The following is a 15,025-nucleotide window of genomic DNA, read 5'->3' as shown; positions in this document are numbered from 1 at the left end:
AATTAGCTTCGGTTTTAAACTGAAACAAAAAAGCGGGACAAAAATGTCCCGCCTTTTACCGGCACCGCCAATGGGTATAATACTACGAGGCTTGCCTCGAAGTAGTTTATTAAAAAATGATTTTAAATTTTTTCATCGCTTTTAGGATGCTCACTTTGTTTTTGATGCTCAGGTTTAGTGCCACGCTCATTAAACTGATAGTTTTCTTCATCTGGAATATCAGCTCCATCTGTAGAAACATCGGCTTCATTTCTTCCTGGAATATCTAAATTTTCAGCAGTAAAATCGGTTGGAGTTGCTTTATTATCAAGTTCGGCATCCTGTCCTTTATTCATGCTTTTGCCTTTATCATTCAAGGCCTGTTCATCTTCTTTTGTGATTTCTGGATTGTAAGGTAGATCCTGATCTTTGTTTCTTTCAGTTGTGCTCATAATTTTTATTTTCAATTTAAAAAATACAGGTCAGAATCTTCTAAAATCAGACTTAAGCTTGTTTTAAAATGCTCTTAAATTAAGCACAAAAAAGGCGAAACCATAAGGTTCCGCCTTTTTTACACAATTTAAACTCTTATTTATAGACTTCGATTAAAGCCTTTTGCAATCTGTAAGATTATATTTCTCCTTCAGAATCTAACATTGCAAAGAATTTATCAAGATTAGGAATTACCACAATTCTAGTTCTTCTATTCTTCGCCATATTATCTTTAGATGTATTTTCTACTAGTGGAGCATAACTACTTCTACCTGCAGCGATAAGTTTTTTGCCATCTACATCGTATTTATCCTGTAATTGTCTTACAACTGCTGTGGCTCTACGTACACTTAGATCCCAGTTATCTTCTAACCAAGAATCTTCTACCATTGTACGATCGTCTGTATGACCTTCTACCATTACTTCCATCGCTGGCTCGCTATTAATTACTTCAGCAAGTTTTTTAAGTAATGGTTGCGCCTCGTTAGACAATCTATAGCTACCGCTTCTAAATAATAATTTATCTGAAACGTTGATCATCACGACTGTTTTATCTACAGTAATATCTACATCGTCACCATCTTTACCTTCTGTAATCTCATTTTTAAGATTATAAGAAATGGCAGCGTTGATAGAATCTTCTAAAGTTTCTACACCTTCAAGCTTAGAGGCATCCATTTTAGCAATGGTTTTTCTCATGCGCTCTTTAGTCTTGTTAGACATCGCTGTTACATCGTTCATTTCTAACTTTTCGTCATTAGAAGAGCGTAGCGAATTTATCTTTGCATTATAGTCTGCTACTCGCTCTTCTATCGCAGCGTATTTTTCTTCAATTTCTTCTTTTTCTACTCTTGTTTGTTGTAGGGTACTTTTAGTATCGTCAAGCTCACCCTCTAAGGCTACATATTTCTTTTTAGAAACACATGAGGCCAACAGGGCCGTTGAAAAAACTGTTACAGCTAAACTTCTTTTCATTTTTCTCATTATTTAAGTAGTTAATAGTTTAATATTGAATTCAACTTTTTTGCTGAATGATGGCTTAAAACAACATAGAATTTTAATAGATAGTTTGTTTTTAAGCTTATTTAACTTGCTATTAAACTTTTTTCACATTTGGAATTTTAGTGCTTCAAAAACGTACCCAAAAATTTTGGGGAAGTTTTGTTTTACATTTATAACTATTGAAAAACAGTTGTTTATAGTCGATATAAAGATCTTTTCTATTTTTTTTGAAAAAGTATTTAGGAAATTAAAGTGTTGAAATTTTCTAAACTTCTGTAGAATTTGTTCCACAGATGTGGTAATTTCAATTTTAACAGAAGATTATAAGAATATCGCGTAAAATATGCCTTCTTAGTAGTTAATTGCAGCTGCATTTTTCCGCAATCAATTAAGATATACCATAATTTGAGTAAGAAACATCCAAAACTGAGAAAAGCATTAAGGATTACCCTAAAGATCTTAGCTGGTATACTTATTTTCTTATTATTGCTTATCCTTTTTATTAGAAGTCCGTGGGGGCAAAATATTATTGTAAATAAGGTAGTCTCTTCGATCGAAAAGAAAACGAAAACCGAAGTTGAAATCGATCGTTTATTTATCACATTTGGTGGAGCTGTTAGTTTGGAAGGGCTTTATCTTGAAGATAAAAAAGGAGATACATTGGTTTATGCTCACAATCTGGAAGCAAATATTCCTATTTGGCCCATTATTAAAGGAAGCGGATTTGGGATTAATGATCTTGATCTAAAAGGCTTAAAAGCAAACGTATATCGAAAAGACTCGATTTCTGGCTATAATTTTCAGTTTTTAATGGATGCTTTTGCGGCTTCAGACTCTACGAGCACGCAGCAAACGCAAGCTCAGGATACCACTTCATCTTCCATGAATATTAGTATCGGAGACGTTAATCTTCAAAATATTATTCTGAATTATAACGACGAGGTCACCGGAATGGAAGCAGAACTTAAATTGGGTGAGCTAGATGTCGCTATGCGAAAAACAGATCTTCAAAATATGCAATTTGAGGTTGCAGATGCTTCGCTTAATAATACGATGGTGGTATATCGGCAAAACAAAGCCTTACCAACAAGTGAAGATTCTGAAGCGCCAATGCCTTTGGTTGTAGTAGATCGTTTAAGGTTGAATAATGTTAATGCCAAATATCAGTCTGAACCTGATGGAATGCTAGCCGACGTTCATATTCCGGAATTTCTTGCTGAAATGCCCAAAATGGATCTAGGGGATTATGAAATTGAGTTGAATACCGTATCGCTAAAAAGATCGAATATTTTGCTAAGAATGCAGACTAAAACTGCACAATCTCAGCCTAAGGATTCGACAGAGAATGATACCGCAGGTTTTGTTTGGCCGGCCTGGAAAATTAATGTTCAAAATATCGATTTAGAGCAAAATAATATCGCGTATATCGTAGATAGCGCTAAGATCGAGCAACAAAAATTTAATCCTAATGCCTTAAAGTTTAGAGATCTTAGTCTAAAAACCGGAAATATAATATTGGCAGATCGGCAGGTAAACGCAGATATTAATCAGGTAAGTTTTAAGGAAGCTTCAGGATTAGATCTTAGAGAATTTTCTACGGAAGTCACTTTGGATAATTCAGCATTAAATTTGAAGAATCTTATTCTGGCTTTAAATAATAATCAGCTTCAGGGAACACTTAAATTAAATTATGATGCTGTAGAAAGCTTGATCGAAAAACCTGAAAATGCGAGTTTAGATGCCAGTCTTTCTGAAATTCAGCTGGATATAAACGAAGTATTTAGATTTCAGCCTGCGCTTCAGCAAAATCAATACTTGAAAGCATTAAGTCGCAAATTGGTTACCGGAAGTTTAAGTGCTAACGGCCAATTGTCGAATATCAGGATTCCTTCAGCAAATATATCCTGGGGTAGCCAGACAAACCTGGTACTAAATGGGCAAATTCGAAATGCTACAGATCCCGATAATATTTATTTCAATATTCCACGTTTTAGAGCACGTTCTACCAAAAGTGACCTAAACTATTTTGTAAACGAAAAGCAATTAGGTGTTAATTTACCAAAGAACATTGCACTTTCAGGGAATCTTGCAGGTACGCCAAGTGATATTCAAGCAGATGCTACTTTAGAGTCTAGCCTTGGGAATATTATTGCGAAAGGAAACTTTCAGAATACAGAAGAGATCGCTTTCCAGGCAAATGTAAAAGTAGACAGTTTAGGACTGGGAGAATTGTTACAAAATCCTGCTTTAGGAAAATTAAATCTTAAGTTTAAAGCGAAGGGTAGCGGTAGTACAGTAAATACGCTAGATGCGCAATTAGAAACCAATATTAGCCATTTTACTTATAACAATTATCCTATCAAAGATCTTAAGATCACAGGAGATATTGAAAATGGTCGTGGCGATATAGAAAGTAGCTACGAGGACGATAATTTGAATGCCGACTTGCTTGCGAATGTGATCCTAGATTCTGTTGCTCCTGAAGTTAGTCTGAATCTGGATCTTGCTGGAGCAGATCTTGCTGAACTTGGTATTGTTAATCGAAATATTCGTACCGGTTTTAAACTGCAGGGAAATTTTAAAGGAAATGCGAAAAAATACGAAGCTTCGGCAGAAATAAAAGAAGGTGTCGCCGTTTACGATAATCATACTTATTTGTTAGGAGATTTAGACCTATCGGCTTTTATAACTCCAGATACCACCTCAGTAAAGGTAAATAACAAAATGTTGGATCTTAACCTGCAATCTAATGCGAGTCCGTTAGAATTTAGTCAGGCCCTACAGCGACATTATCAAAGTTACCTAACCGAAGACGATCCTACCGATACGGTAGAAAACCCGGTGAATCTTTATGTAAAAGGAACTATTAGCCAGGCACCAATTTTAAATGAAGTATTGCTGGTTAACTTAGAAGAATTAGATACCGTAAAAATTGATGTCGATTTTAGCGAAAAGAAACATAAACTAAACGCAGACGTTAAGATACCTTTTGCTCATTATTATGGTGCTGCGATCGATAGTTTAGGAATATCTGTACGATCAGACCGTAAGGATCTCGATTTTAGTTTTGGTTTTAATTCGATTAGTGCCGGCCCACTGGCGCTAAAGAAAACCGAATTAAAAGCAAATTTGGCAAATCGCGTTTTGGGATTAAACTTTAATTCGGTTTACGATGAAGATACGCTGGTAAATGTTTCTTCAAAGTTGTCGAAAAATGAAGATGTTTTTAGATACGAGATAAGTGACAAGAAATTGATTCTGAATAAGAATCCGTGGCATATTCAGCAAAATAATGCGCTATTATACGATGGTGAAAAAATAATATTCGAGAACTTTAGGATCACAAGGGAAAGTCAGTCTCTAGAACTCGTGAACCAAGAAAACGAACGAAATTTAGATAATATCACCTTACTGTTCGATAATTTTAAACTTGCTGCTTTTCTGAACTTCTTAAATCCTGAGGTGAAATTAGCGAAAGGAAATATGAATGGACGTTTTGCTTTGGTGGAGCCTTTTGGTAAGACTGGGATTCTGGCAGATCTCAATATCGAGCAATTGGAATCTATGGATGTAGATCTTGGGAAGTTATCTTTACGTGGAATTGCCATGGGCGCCGAAAAGTATCGCTTCGAGATGGGAATGAAAGAAGGCGCTGTGGATATGGATCTTACCGGGAATTACATTGCGGCAGATTCTACCGCCAATCTGGATATGAATTTAGATCTTAACAAAGTTGAAATGGCTGCGGTAACAGGATTTTCATTTGGTGCTTTAGAAGATGGTAAAGGTTCATTTAAAGGAAATATAAAATTAAACGGAACAACAGTAAATCCAGAGTATTCTGGTAAGATTGATTTTAATGATGCGCAGTTTAGGGTTTCTATGTTAAACGCTCCTTTTATTTTTAAAAATGAAACGCTCGATTTAGATAATGATGGGGTTTATTTTAATAATTTCAAGATTGTCGATACTAAGGGAAATTCTTTTGTAGTTGATGGGGAATTGGGCACTGAAAGTTTTATAAATCCTACTTTCGATCTTAGTTTTGAAGTTAATGACTTCAATGTTTTAAATTCTACGGAAGAGGATCATGATCTTTTCTACGGAACAGCCAGCTTTGATGCTCAGGCCACGCTAAAAGGAGATCTAAATTTGCCAAAATTGAGACTTAATCTTGAAGTTGGTGAAAATACAAATGTTACCTACGTAGTGCCTGAAACCGAATTGCAAATGCAGGAACGTGAAGGCATCGTTACCTTTGTTAATAAAGAAGATCCCGATAATATTCTTACTCAAAGCGAAGAAGAATCTTATGTTTTCAGCGGCTATGATATTGGTGCACAATTAAAAATTCGGGATGAAGCGATTATCAATGTTATACTAAACGAGCAAACAAATGATAATCTTCAAATCCAGGGAGATGGTGATCTACGTTTTAATATCTCTCCTAATGGAAGAACATCCCTAACTGGTAAATACACGATATCAGATGGCCATTACGAGATGAGTTTATACAACTTAGTTAGTCGTAGATTCGAAATTGCAGATGGAAGTTCTGTGAGTTGGAGCGGCGACCCTTTTGATGCCAATTTAGATGTAAGAGCTATTTACAATGTAGAAACCTCGGCCTATGCACTAATGGCTACAAGTCTATCGGGTAGTAGCGGTCGTGAACAGAACAGATATCGCCAGGAACTACCATTTATGGTTTATTTAAATGTTGATGGTGAATTAATGCAACCTGAACTAAGTTTTGGTTTAGATATGCCAAGAGACTCGCAGGGAGCCATTGGTGGACAGGTGTATGGTAGAGTGCAGCAATTAAATAGCCAGGAAAATCAATTAAATAAGCAGGTATTCAGTTTGCTGGTTTTAAACAGGTTTTATCCAGATGCCGGAACAGATGGTAGTAATGGAGGAACAATGGCCATTGCAAGAGAAAATATTAGCCAGGCATTATCAGATCAATTAAATATGTTTTCTGAAAAGCTACTGGGAGACACCGGTGTTTCGCTTAATTTTGGTGTAGATAGTTATACCGATTATCAGGGGGATAGTGGGCCACAACAGCGCACAGACCTTAATGTAAGTGCACAAAAGAAATTATTGGACGATCGTTTGATTGTAAGTGTAGGAAGCCAGGTAAATATAGAAGGAAGTAATAGCGGGAGACAGGAGACCAATCCACTTATTGGGAATGTTAGTTTAGAATACCTGCTTACCGAAGAAGGACGTTTTAGAATACGAGGTTTCAGAAGAAATCAATTTGAAAACGTGATCGATGGCCAATTGATCGTTAGTGGAATTGCATTAATATTTACTCAGGAATTTAACGAATATCGTGAGTTATGGAATACCTTGCTTAAATCTGAAGAGCAAGAAGACCAACCCGCCAAAAAAGAAGACGAAGAAGAATGAAAATAAGGAAATATAGCATCATTTTTTTAATGGCTCTGGGCTTTCTTAATGCCTGTAGCGTAGATAAATATATTCCTGAAGACGAATATCTATACCGGGGTGCAGATATCTCTTTGATTCCAGATACCACATCGATAAAAGATCTTGGGAAAGTTAAAACAGAGCTTCAAAATGTTTTAGTGCCTAAGCCAAATTCTAAATTTTTGGGTGGTTATCCTGGTCTTTATTTTCACTATAAAGCACAACGGGAAAAACCGGGAATCATCAATAAATTTCTGGATAAAAAAATTGGCGAAGAACCTGTTTATTTAAGCGATGTAGAAATTGGTAATACCCAGGATCTAATTCTTAATCGATTAGAAAATCGCGGTTTCTTTTACAGTAGGGTAAGCGCAAATGTAAATACCAACGATAAAAAAAAGATTGCAACAGCAGCTTACGATGTGGGCGTTACTACTCCATACAGGATGGAAAGCTATCAACTGGTAGAGGATAGTTTGCTCATTTACCAGGATATGAAACCGATAGTTAACGAGAGTAAATTCTTTGAAGAGATGCGTTTCGATCTAGCGAATATGAAAAATGAACGTCAAAGGATCGATGTAGCGCTTAAAGAAAAAGGTTACTACAATTTTAACTCGGGATTTTTATTGTTTCAAGCAGATACCAATCAATACGATAATAAGCGTTTTGATCTTTTCTTAAAGGTGAAAAAAGATGTGCCTGAGAAAGCACTTATTCCGTATAAAATTTCTAAAGTAAACATTTACCCAAATAGTTCTATACAGCGTGATTCTTTAGAGAAAGATAGTATACGATTTAATAATAAAACTTTTGTTCAGGATCACGATAGCATCTTTTTCCTGCCAAAACGATTAGATCCATTTGTTTTGATCGAAGAAGGAGATTATTACAGTCCCGATATCTCTAAAGCAACCAGTAGGAGATTGGGCTCTATAGGCGCTTATAAATTTATAAATATTGATTACGAGGAAGTAGATACGCTTGCCACAGATAGTTTAGGTGTTCTGGAAGCTAATATTTATTTGTCGCCCTTAAATAAACGTGCGATTAGAGCCGAATTACAAGCGGTTACTAAATCTAATAATTTTGCCGGTCCTAGTCTTGCACTTTCTTTAACCAATAGAAACTTATTTAAAGGAGGTGAAATTATAAATATTCAGGGGCGTTTTGGTTACGAAGTTCAGGTAGCGAGTGGGAATAACACAGGTTTAAATAGTATTCAGTTAGGTGTGGGTAGCGATCTTATCTTTCCTAGATTATTATTTCCATGGCATTTTAACGAGGATTTTTTTAAATATGATATTCCAAAAACAAAGATTAGCTTAAATGTAGATTATCTAAGACGTAGTCAGCTTTTTGCATTAGGATCGGCTTCTTCGACATTTGGTTATATATGGAATGCGAACAAATATGTAACGCATAGTTTCGACCCTGTATCAGTTACTTATGTAGATCTTATTAATACCACACCAGAATTTGAAGAAATTTTGGATGAAAATCCATACCTGAGAAGTAGCTTTGAGCAGCAATTTATCGCTGGATCTATGTACAGTTTTACGTATAACGGAATGGTGGATCAAAATAAAACGCATCAGTTTTTTGTAAATTCAACCCTAGATATCGCAGGAAACTTCTTAGATCTTGTAAGCGGAAATGCAGAAGAAGATCCGCAAACCGTTTTCAATTTAGAATACGCGCAATACGCTAAAGCCGATGTTGATTTTCGTTATCACCTTAATTTGGATAGCGGCACTAAAATTGCTACTCGGTTATTCGCTGGTTACGGAATGCCCTACGGTAATTCTGAAATTATACCTTTTACCAAGCAATATTTTTCTGGAGGACCGTATAGTGTAAGAGCTTTTAGGATTAGACAACTTGGGCCCGGAGTTTACAATCCCGATAATCAAGAGCAGGATGAAGATCCAGATGCTATTAATACAGATTATTTTGATCGTGCCGGCAATATTCGCTTGGAAGCAAATATCGAATATCGTTTCCCACTTTTTCCTCCTTACGTAAACGGAGCTGTCTTTGCAGATGCCGGTAACGTATGGACTTCTACAGAAGAAACGAGTCTACCGGGTGGGAAGTTTAGCTCTAACTTTATGAACGAACTGGGAATTGGTACCGGGGTAGGTGTACGAGTAGACATCCAGGGATTTGTAATTCGCTTTGATCTTGCAGCACCAATGCACGATCCTTCGTTACCAGAAGGAGATCGATGGACCTACGATTTTGGAAGTCCTATTTTCAATTTTGCGATAGGATATCCATTCTAGTTGAAATTAGCGAATTTCAGAGATAATTAATGTTGTTTTTTGCTTCCGAAGCAAAGATCACCAGCATCTCCAAGACCGGGAACAATATAACCTCTGTGATCTAATTTTTGGTCTATGGCAGCGATCCATAAATGTGTATGCTGCGGAAATTCTTCATCAAGTAATTTTAAACCTTCTTCAGCACCAATTACAGCGACTAAATGAATCTCTTTTGGCGTTCCCATTTGTTTTAATGCCTGCATTACATTTACAAAAGAACGGCCGGTAGCAAGCATAGGATCGGCCAGGATCAAGGTTTTATCATTTAGCGAAGGCGAAGCTAGATATTCTACTTTAATTTCAAACTCCTCATCTTCATTTGGATGGTGTCTATAGGCCGAAATAAATGAATTTTCAGCATCATCAAAATAATTTAAAATTCCGTTATGTAAAGGAAGACCTGCGCGTAGAATCGAGCAGATCACTATATCATTAGCAGGAAGTTGTACTTTAGAAGTTCCTAAAGGCGTTGTGATCTCTTTGGTGGTATATTGAAGTTTACTACTAAGTTCGTAACTTAAGATTTCTCCTAAGCGCTCTATATTTCTTCGGAAGCGCATACGATCCTCTTGAACTGTCACATCCCGAAGTTGGGCAATAAATTTATTGGCAATAGAGTTATTATTTAATAAATGATGAACATGCATCGATTTGTGATTTTGGCGTTAGATGCATTAAATATACAAACTATAACAAAGGATTCCATGAAGTTTTAATTCTGAAGTGTTTCAGAATGTTTTAGAATTTTTCAGAAATGGCATTGATAATCGAAAAAGCTGTATTTCAGTTCAAAATTGGTTATTTTTGGCTATATTTTTGATATTAATCCTGAAGATAATTCCGCATAAAAAAATGAAAAAGATAATTTTTAGTTTCATAATAGCGATTTTTGCCTGCAATTTTATTCAGGCACAGGAAATCCCAAGTACGACCAACACAGGAGGTTCAGTTAAGCCAGTTACGACCGGAAACAACAGTGTTTTTCTTCCAAGAGTGAAGAACGAGGTCGAAGATATCTTTATGAAGAAGGAAGAGCGTAAAATTAATATGCGCCAGGATAAAAACGGACTTCTAACTGAAGGTGATCGTGTTGCAGCAGAGTGGAAAGAAGATAAAAAAGCAAAAGAAGAATATGCAAAAGATCAATATCTGGGAGATGTAAAAACTACCGGTAAATTTGTAGAATTATACTGTAGAGATCATGAGTTTGTTGATGGAGACCGAGTGAAAATTACGGTAAATGGCGAAGTGATCTTTAAAAACTTAGCTTTAACCGGTTCTTATAAACCAATATTGGTCACTTTGCAGAGTGGTTTTAATACGATCGAATTTGAAGCTTTAAATCAAGGCTTATCTGGACCAAATACGGCGATGTTAAAGGTTTTTGGAGAAGATGGTAAGCAACTTGTTTCCAAAGAATGGAATTTACTTACTGGCGCCAGAGCTAGTTTAATGGTAGTAAAACAATAGTGCTAAAATTCGATAATTTACGAGCAAATTTTATAGTATTTCAAATTAATTATAAAAAAGCTGTCTGGTGTGATCAGACAGCTTTTTTTATGCTTTAAAAATATATTTATTACCGATACCGATCTGAGGCAGTTTACTTCCTTTTGCTTACCCAATTTAGATAGTTATATCCAATAATTCCCGCTAAGATCGAGGCCGTTAAGATTCCAATTTTTGCCTGTGTGAGCATTTCTGGCTTATCAAAGGCAAGTTCAGTAATAAAAAGAGACATAGTAAAACCAATTCCGCCTAAACAACCAACTCCATAAATATGCTTCCAGGTAACACCTTTTGGTAATTTACAGATTTTTATAGCGCAGAGTAAACGGGTAAAGAAAACGATGCCACAAAACTTCCCGATAATTAACCCCAAAATAATTCCTAGGGTTATGGGGCTTAGGAAGAATCCAAAAGAATCAGCATTTATAGTAACACCTGCATTTGCAAAGGCAAAAAGAGGTAAGACTACAAAATTCACAAAGTTTGTTAAGCCATTTTCTAAACGCTGTAGCGGTGGTGTAGCTTCTTTAGTAAGTAGCGCAAACTTTTCAATGATCATCCCGGTATCTTCGTTGCTACTGGTTAATTCAGGATCTTCATTTTTATTGATCTTGAATGCCCATAGTTTTACTTTCCGTAGAAATAAAGGAGGATCGACAGTTCTAGAGTTTGGTATAGCCAATGCAGCAAGAACTGCTGCGATGGTAGCGTGAACGCCAGAAAGTAGAATGGCAAGCCAAAGGCCGCCAATACCTACGATCATATAAAAAATGGTATTTCTTACCCCTATATAATTGGCAAAAACTAAAATAGAAAGGAATACTGCTGCTATTCCCAGGTTTAAAAGTGAAATATCTGAAGTATAAAATAAAGCAATGATCAAAACAGCACCAAGATCGTCGATCACTGCGATGGCAGTTAGAAAGATTTTTAGAGACAAGGGAACTTTATCGCCAAGTAAATAAAGTAATCCTAGGGCAAAAGCGATATCTGTTGCCATAGGAATTCCCCAACCTTCGATAGCTGGAGTTCCTGAATTAAACAGACTAAAAATTATTGCAGGCATCATCATTCCGCCAATTCCCGCAGTAAGCGGTAAAAGTGCACCTCTAAAAGTAGAGAGCTCACCGTGCAATATTTCTTTTTTAATTTCGAGACCAATTAGGAAAAAGAACATCGACATTAGACCATCGTTTATCCAATGTAAAATGCTCTTATTAATTACAAAATCATTAATTCCTATATGGATGTGCTGTTCCCAAAGACTGTGATAAGCTTCGGATAACGGAGAATTCGCAACGAGCATGGCCAGCAAGGCGGCGAAAATTAATAGGATACCTACAGAAGTTTGTTTTTCGATGAATTTTTTGATGGGTAAGACCAAATATTGATCTAGGGGAGACTTCCTCATAATAGTTGTAATTAAGGATGAACAAAAACTATAGAGTGGCTTATCAAACTTAGAGAAATATCGGTTTTGTAATTATGACATTTATCAGGAATACTGTGAATTATAAGGGTTTATTTTAAGAGGCGATAAAAACGGCGTTTTAGGAAGATGCTGTTACTTTTAAATTATAACATGATTTTAGCATAGAAAATATTAAATGCTAATTAGCTTTATAAAGTAACTGAGTATTAAGTTTTAACACCATTAAAATGAGAGAAGCCATACGCTTTACTCTAATTATAGCTTTAATTGTGGGATTGATCATTTTTACTATTGTCTGGCCTGTTTGGGGATTTTCGATATTTGGAATCATACTTTTTGCGATTGGCCTGTATGATATCTTTCAGAAAGAACATACGATCTTAAGAAATTTTCCATTGCTGGGGCATATGCGTTATATGCTGGAGCTCATAAGTCCGGAAATTCATCAGTATTTTATCGAAAATGATACCGATGGAAAACCTATAGATCGTAATCACAGAAGTTACATCTACCAACGAGCAAAACTTCAGAAAGAAACACATCCATTTGGAACGCAATTAAATGTAGAAGCAGAGAATTTTAAGTGGATGCAACACAGTATCTATCCTACAAAAGTAAAAACCGAATATCCAAGAGTAATAGTTGGCGGTCCAGATTGCTCACAGCCGTATTCAGCTTCTTTATTCAATATTTCAGCAATGAGCTATGGTGCATTGAGTAGAAATGCGATAGAAGCTTTAAATAAAGGTGCTAAAGCGGGAAACTTTTTTCATGATACAGGAGAGGGTGCGATTTCAGATTATCATCGATTTGGTGGCGATCTGGTTTGGGAAATAGGTACAGGATATTTTGGCTGCAGAACTAAAGATGGAGATTTTGATCCCAATCAATTTGAAGAAAAAGCGAATTGGACCGAGGTTAAAATGATAGAAATAAAAATATCACAGGGCGCTAAACCCGGGCATGGGGGCGTTTTACCGGCTTCAAAAAATAATAAGGAAATTGCTGAAATTAGAGGTGTAGAACCACACACCGATGTATTATCTCCGCCCGGTCATACTGCTTTTACAGATGCTGAAGGTTTATTAAAATTTGTACAGCAGCTAAGAGACTTATCAAACGCTAAGCCTGTTGGATTTAAATTGAGCATAGGTTCAAAAGACGAGTTTATTGAAATTTGTGAGAAAATGATCGAAACTGGGATCAAACCAGATTTTATCACAGTAGACGGAGCAGAAGGCGGTACTGGTGCCGCACCTATAGATTTTTCCAATTACGTAGGGATGCCGTGGGAAAATGCATTGATCTTTGTGGTAGATATTCTAAATGGTTTTGATCTTAAAAAGGACATCAAAGTACTTACCGCAACAAAGATCTTTACCGCCTTCGATATTTTCAAAGCTTTATGTATTGGTGCCGATATTTGTAATTCAGCTCGCGGAATGATGCTGGCTTTAGGCTGTATCCAGGCAATGCGCTGCGATACTAATAAATGTCCTACGGGTGTAGCTACAAATAACAATAGGTTAATGAATGGTTTGGTAGTAGAAGATAAATGGAAGCGTGTTAAGAACTACCAGCAACAAACTTTGGACGATTTCTTAGAGCTTTTTGCAGCTGCCGGCTGTAATGACCTTTCAGAGCTTAATCGCAAAATGATCAATAAAAAAATAAATGACAAGATAAAGTCGTATTCTGTTTTTTATCCTAATGTAGCGACCGGAGCTTATCTAAAAGAAGAACGTGTCGCTCCTTAACTAACTAAATAATCAAGATTATGGAAAAAGTATTAATTGCTATCGATTACCATCCAAACTCAGAAGTAGTGGCAACTGCTGGCTACGATCTTGCCAAAAGGATGAGTGCTGAAGTTTGCTTGCTGCACGTGCTAGCCGATGTTTCTCATTACGGCGTAAATTATTCTGAGTTCTTAGGCTATCCAGGTTATCAAAATATGGGTTTCGATCTGGGTGTTAGTGCACAATTGCAGGAAATGGCTCAGGGTTATCTAAAAACGGCTAAAAAGCAGTTTAATGACGATAAAGTTTCTGTAGCCTTAGAGATTGGCGATAGCCATCGAGGAATCTTAAAATATGCGAAAGAATGGGGAGCAGATCTAATTGTTATGGGTACACATAGCCATTCTACTTTAGAGAAAGTACTGGTGGGAACTGTAGCGTCTAAAGTTTTAGAGAAAACTGATGTGCCAGTATATATGGTTCCAATTAAAAAGTAAACTACCTCGGGGTAAGCCCACGAGGCATTCACTAGAAACAATTTTTTAATTTCGAGGCATGCCTCGGAGTATTATACCCGTTGGCGGTGCCAAGAAAATCTGGATCTTAATAATGCTCCAGATCCTTTATGGAAGATATTTTTGTTAGTGTATAGTTTATTTCGTCTAACTGGCCGTTTAAAACCCTTAAAACGTCTTCACTGAAATTGTACTGTGCAATAGCTCTTTCATATTCTTCGGCGCTTTCTTTTTCTCCTTTTAGGCATTCTTCAAGGATAATTTCATCTTTATTTTTACTGAAGATCGTTTTTAAATCCATCCAGGTACGCTGTAAGGTTCCTTGTAAAGTTCCACTGGCTGCGGGCAAATGATCAATTTGGTAAAGCTCTCTTTCTAATTCCTTAGCAAATCTTGCACGCTGTTTCGCCTGCGTTAAAATAAAGTCTTTTAAAAGATTGTCTTCCGTATCATTTAATCCATCCTTGTAAACCTGTTCTGCATCGCAATTTTTTTCTAAAAGCTCCTGCAATGCATTCGCAATCTTTTTACTATCATTTATCTTTTCCATAGGCGATTTTATATATTCTTATCAAAATTAAGGGAAGACTAACG

Annotated in this window: 10 protein-coding genes; 5 read left to right on the top strand and 5 right to left on the bottom strand. The window is 36.3% G+C overall.

The window, feature by feature from the left end:
- Positions 1-122: 122 nt before the first annotated feature.
- Together INR75_RS15575 and INR75_RS15570 are read right to left on the bottom strand one after the other, a co-directional pair.
- Positions 123-431: a hypothetical protein gene (locus INR75_RS15575; RefSeq protein ID WP_223089507.1), complete on the bottom strand. Its 309-nt coding sequence runs from the start codon at positions 429-431 to the stop codon at positions 123-125.
- 178 nt (positions 432-609) lie between these two features.
- Entirely contained in the window at positions 610-1,446 is an 837-nt protein-coding gene (locus INR75_RS15570; protein ID WP_223089506.1) for an OmpA family protein, read from the bottom strand.
- Between the two features lie 432 nt (positions 1,447-1,878).
- Here INR75_RS15570 and INR75_RS15565 point away from each other — a divergent pair, with 432 nt between their 5' ends.
- Both INR75_RS15565 and INR75_RS15560 read left to right on the top strand, forming a co-directional pair.
- Entirely contained in the window at positions 1,879-6,891 is a 5,013-nt protein-coding gene (locus INR75_RS15565; protein ID WP_223089505.1) for a translocation/assembly module TamB, read from the top strand.
- Positions 6,888-9,197, top strand: a complete 2,310-nt coding sequence (locus INR75_RS15560) for a BamA/TamA family outer membrane protein (RefSeq protein WP_223089504.1) — start codon at positions 6,888-6,890, stop codon at positions 9,195-9,197. The genes INR75_RS15565 and INR75_RS15560 overlap by 4 nt, the downstream gene beginning before the upstream one ends.
- Before the next feature lie 26 nt (positions 9,198-9,223).
- Here the strand turns inward: INR75_RS15560 and upp are convergent, their stop codons facing one another.
- Positions 9,224-9,883: a uracil phosphoribosyltransferase gene (gene upp, locus INR75_RS15555; RefSeq protein ID WP_223089503.1), complete on the bottom strand. Its 660-nt coding sequence runs from the start codon at positions 9,881-9,883 to the stop codon at positions 9,224-9,226.
- A gap of 205 nt (positions 9,884-10,088) precedes the next feature.
- Here upp and INR75_RS15550 point away from each other — a divergent pair, with 205 nt between their 5' ends.
- Positions 10,089-10,706 carry a hypothetical protein gene (locus tag INR75_RS15550; protein ID WP_223089502.1) on the top strand — a complete coding sequence of 206 codons (618 nt, stop codon included), beginning with the start codon at positions 10,089-10,091 and terminating at the stop codon, positions 10,704-10,706.
- A gap of 133 nt (positions 10,707-10,839) precedes the next feature.
- On the opposite strand, the gene nhaA is transcribed toward INR75_RS15550, so the two are convergent.
- Positions 10,840-12,156 (bottom strand): Na+/H+ antiporter NhaA, encoded by a 1,317-nt coding sequence (nhaA, locus tag INR75_RS15545; protein ID WP_223089501.1) that lies wholly within the window; start codon positions 12,154-12,156, stop codon positions 10,840-10,842.
- A gap of 248 nt (positions 12,157-12,404) precedes the next feature.
- Here nhaA and INR75_RS15540 point away from each other — a divergent pair, with 248 nt between their 5' ends.
- Both INR75_RS15540 and INR75_RS15535 read left to right on the top strand, forming a co-directional pair.
- On the top strand, positions 12,405-13,934 hold the full coding sequence (locus INR75_RS15540) for an FMN-binding glutamate synthase family protein (RefSeq protein ID WP_223089500.1): 1,530 nt from the start codon (positions 12,405-12,407) through the stop codon (positions 13,932-13,934).
- A 20-nt stretch (positions 13,935-13,954) separates the two neighbouring features.
- Positions 13,955-14,413, top strand: a complete 459-nt coding sequence (locus tag INR75_RS15535; protein ID WP_223089499.1) for a universal stress protein — start codon at positions 13,955-13,957, stop codon at positions 14,411-14,413.
- A gap of 106 nt (positions 14,414-14,519) precedes the next feature.
- Here the strand turns inward: INR75_RS15535 and INR75_RS15530 are convergent, their stop codons facing one another.
- On the bottom strand, positions 14,520-14,981 hold the full coding sequence (locus INR75_RS15530; RefSeq protein ID WP_092541133.1) for a PA2169 family four-helix-bundle protein: 462 nt from the start codon (positions 14,979-14,981) through the stop codon (positions 14,520-14,522).
- Positions 14,982-15,025 lie beyond the last annotated feature (44 nt).

This window comes from Zunongwangia sp. SCSIO 43204 (genome assembly GCF_019904275.1).
GTDB classification, from domain to species: domain Bacteria; phylum Bacteroidota; class Bacteroidia; order Flavobacteriales; family Flavobacteriaceae; genus Zunongwangia; species Zunongwangia mangrovi.
This window is presented reverse-complemented; position numbering and strand designations above follow the sequence as displayed.

Excerpts from the sequence above, each read along its gene's own strand:
- INR75_RS15575 (WP_223089507.1), bottom strand. The coding sequence starts at position 431 with ATGAGCACAACTGAAAGAAACAAAGATCAGGATCTACCTTACAATCCA.
- INR75_RS15570 (WP_223089506.1), bottom strand. The coding sequence starts at position 1,446 with ATGAAAAGAAGTTTAGCTGTAACAGTTTTTTCAACGGCCCTGTTGGCC.
- INR75_RS15560 (WP_223089504.1), top strand. The coding sequence starts at position 6,888 with ATGAAAATAAGGAAATATAGCATCATTTTTTTAATGGCTCTGGGCTTT.
- upp (WP_223089503.1), bottom strand. The coding sequence starts at position 9,883 with ATGCATGTTCATCATTTATTAAATAATAACTCTATTGCCAATAAATTT.
- INR75_RS15550 (WP_223089502.1), top strand. The coding sequence starts at position 10,089 with ATGAAAAAGATAATTTTTAGTTTCATAATAGCGATTTTTGCCTGCAAT.
- nhaA (WP_223089501.1), bottom strand. The coding sequence starts at position 12,156 with ATGAGGAAGTCTCCCCTAGATCAATATTTGGTCTTACCCATCAAAAAA.
- INR75_RS15540 (WP_223089500.1), top strand. The coding sequence starts at position 12,405 with ATGAGAGAAGCCATACGCTTTACTCTAATTATAGCTTTAATTGTGGGA.
- INR75_RS15535 (WP_223089499.1), top strand. The coding sequence starts at position 13,955 with ATGGAAAAAGTATTAATTGCTATCGATTACCATCCAAACTCAGAAGTA.
- INR75_RS15530 (WP_092541133.1), bottom strand. The coding sequence starts at position 14,981 with ATGGAAAAGATAAATGATAGTAAAAAGATTGCGAATGCATTGCAGGAG.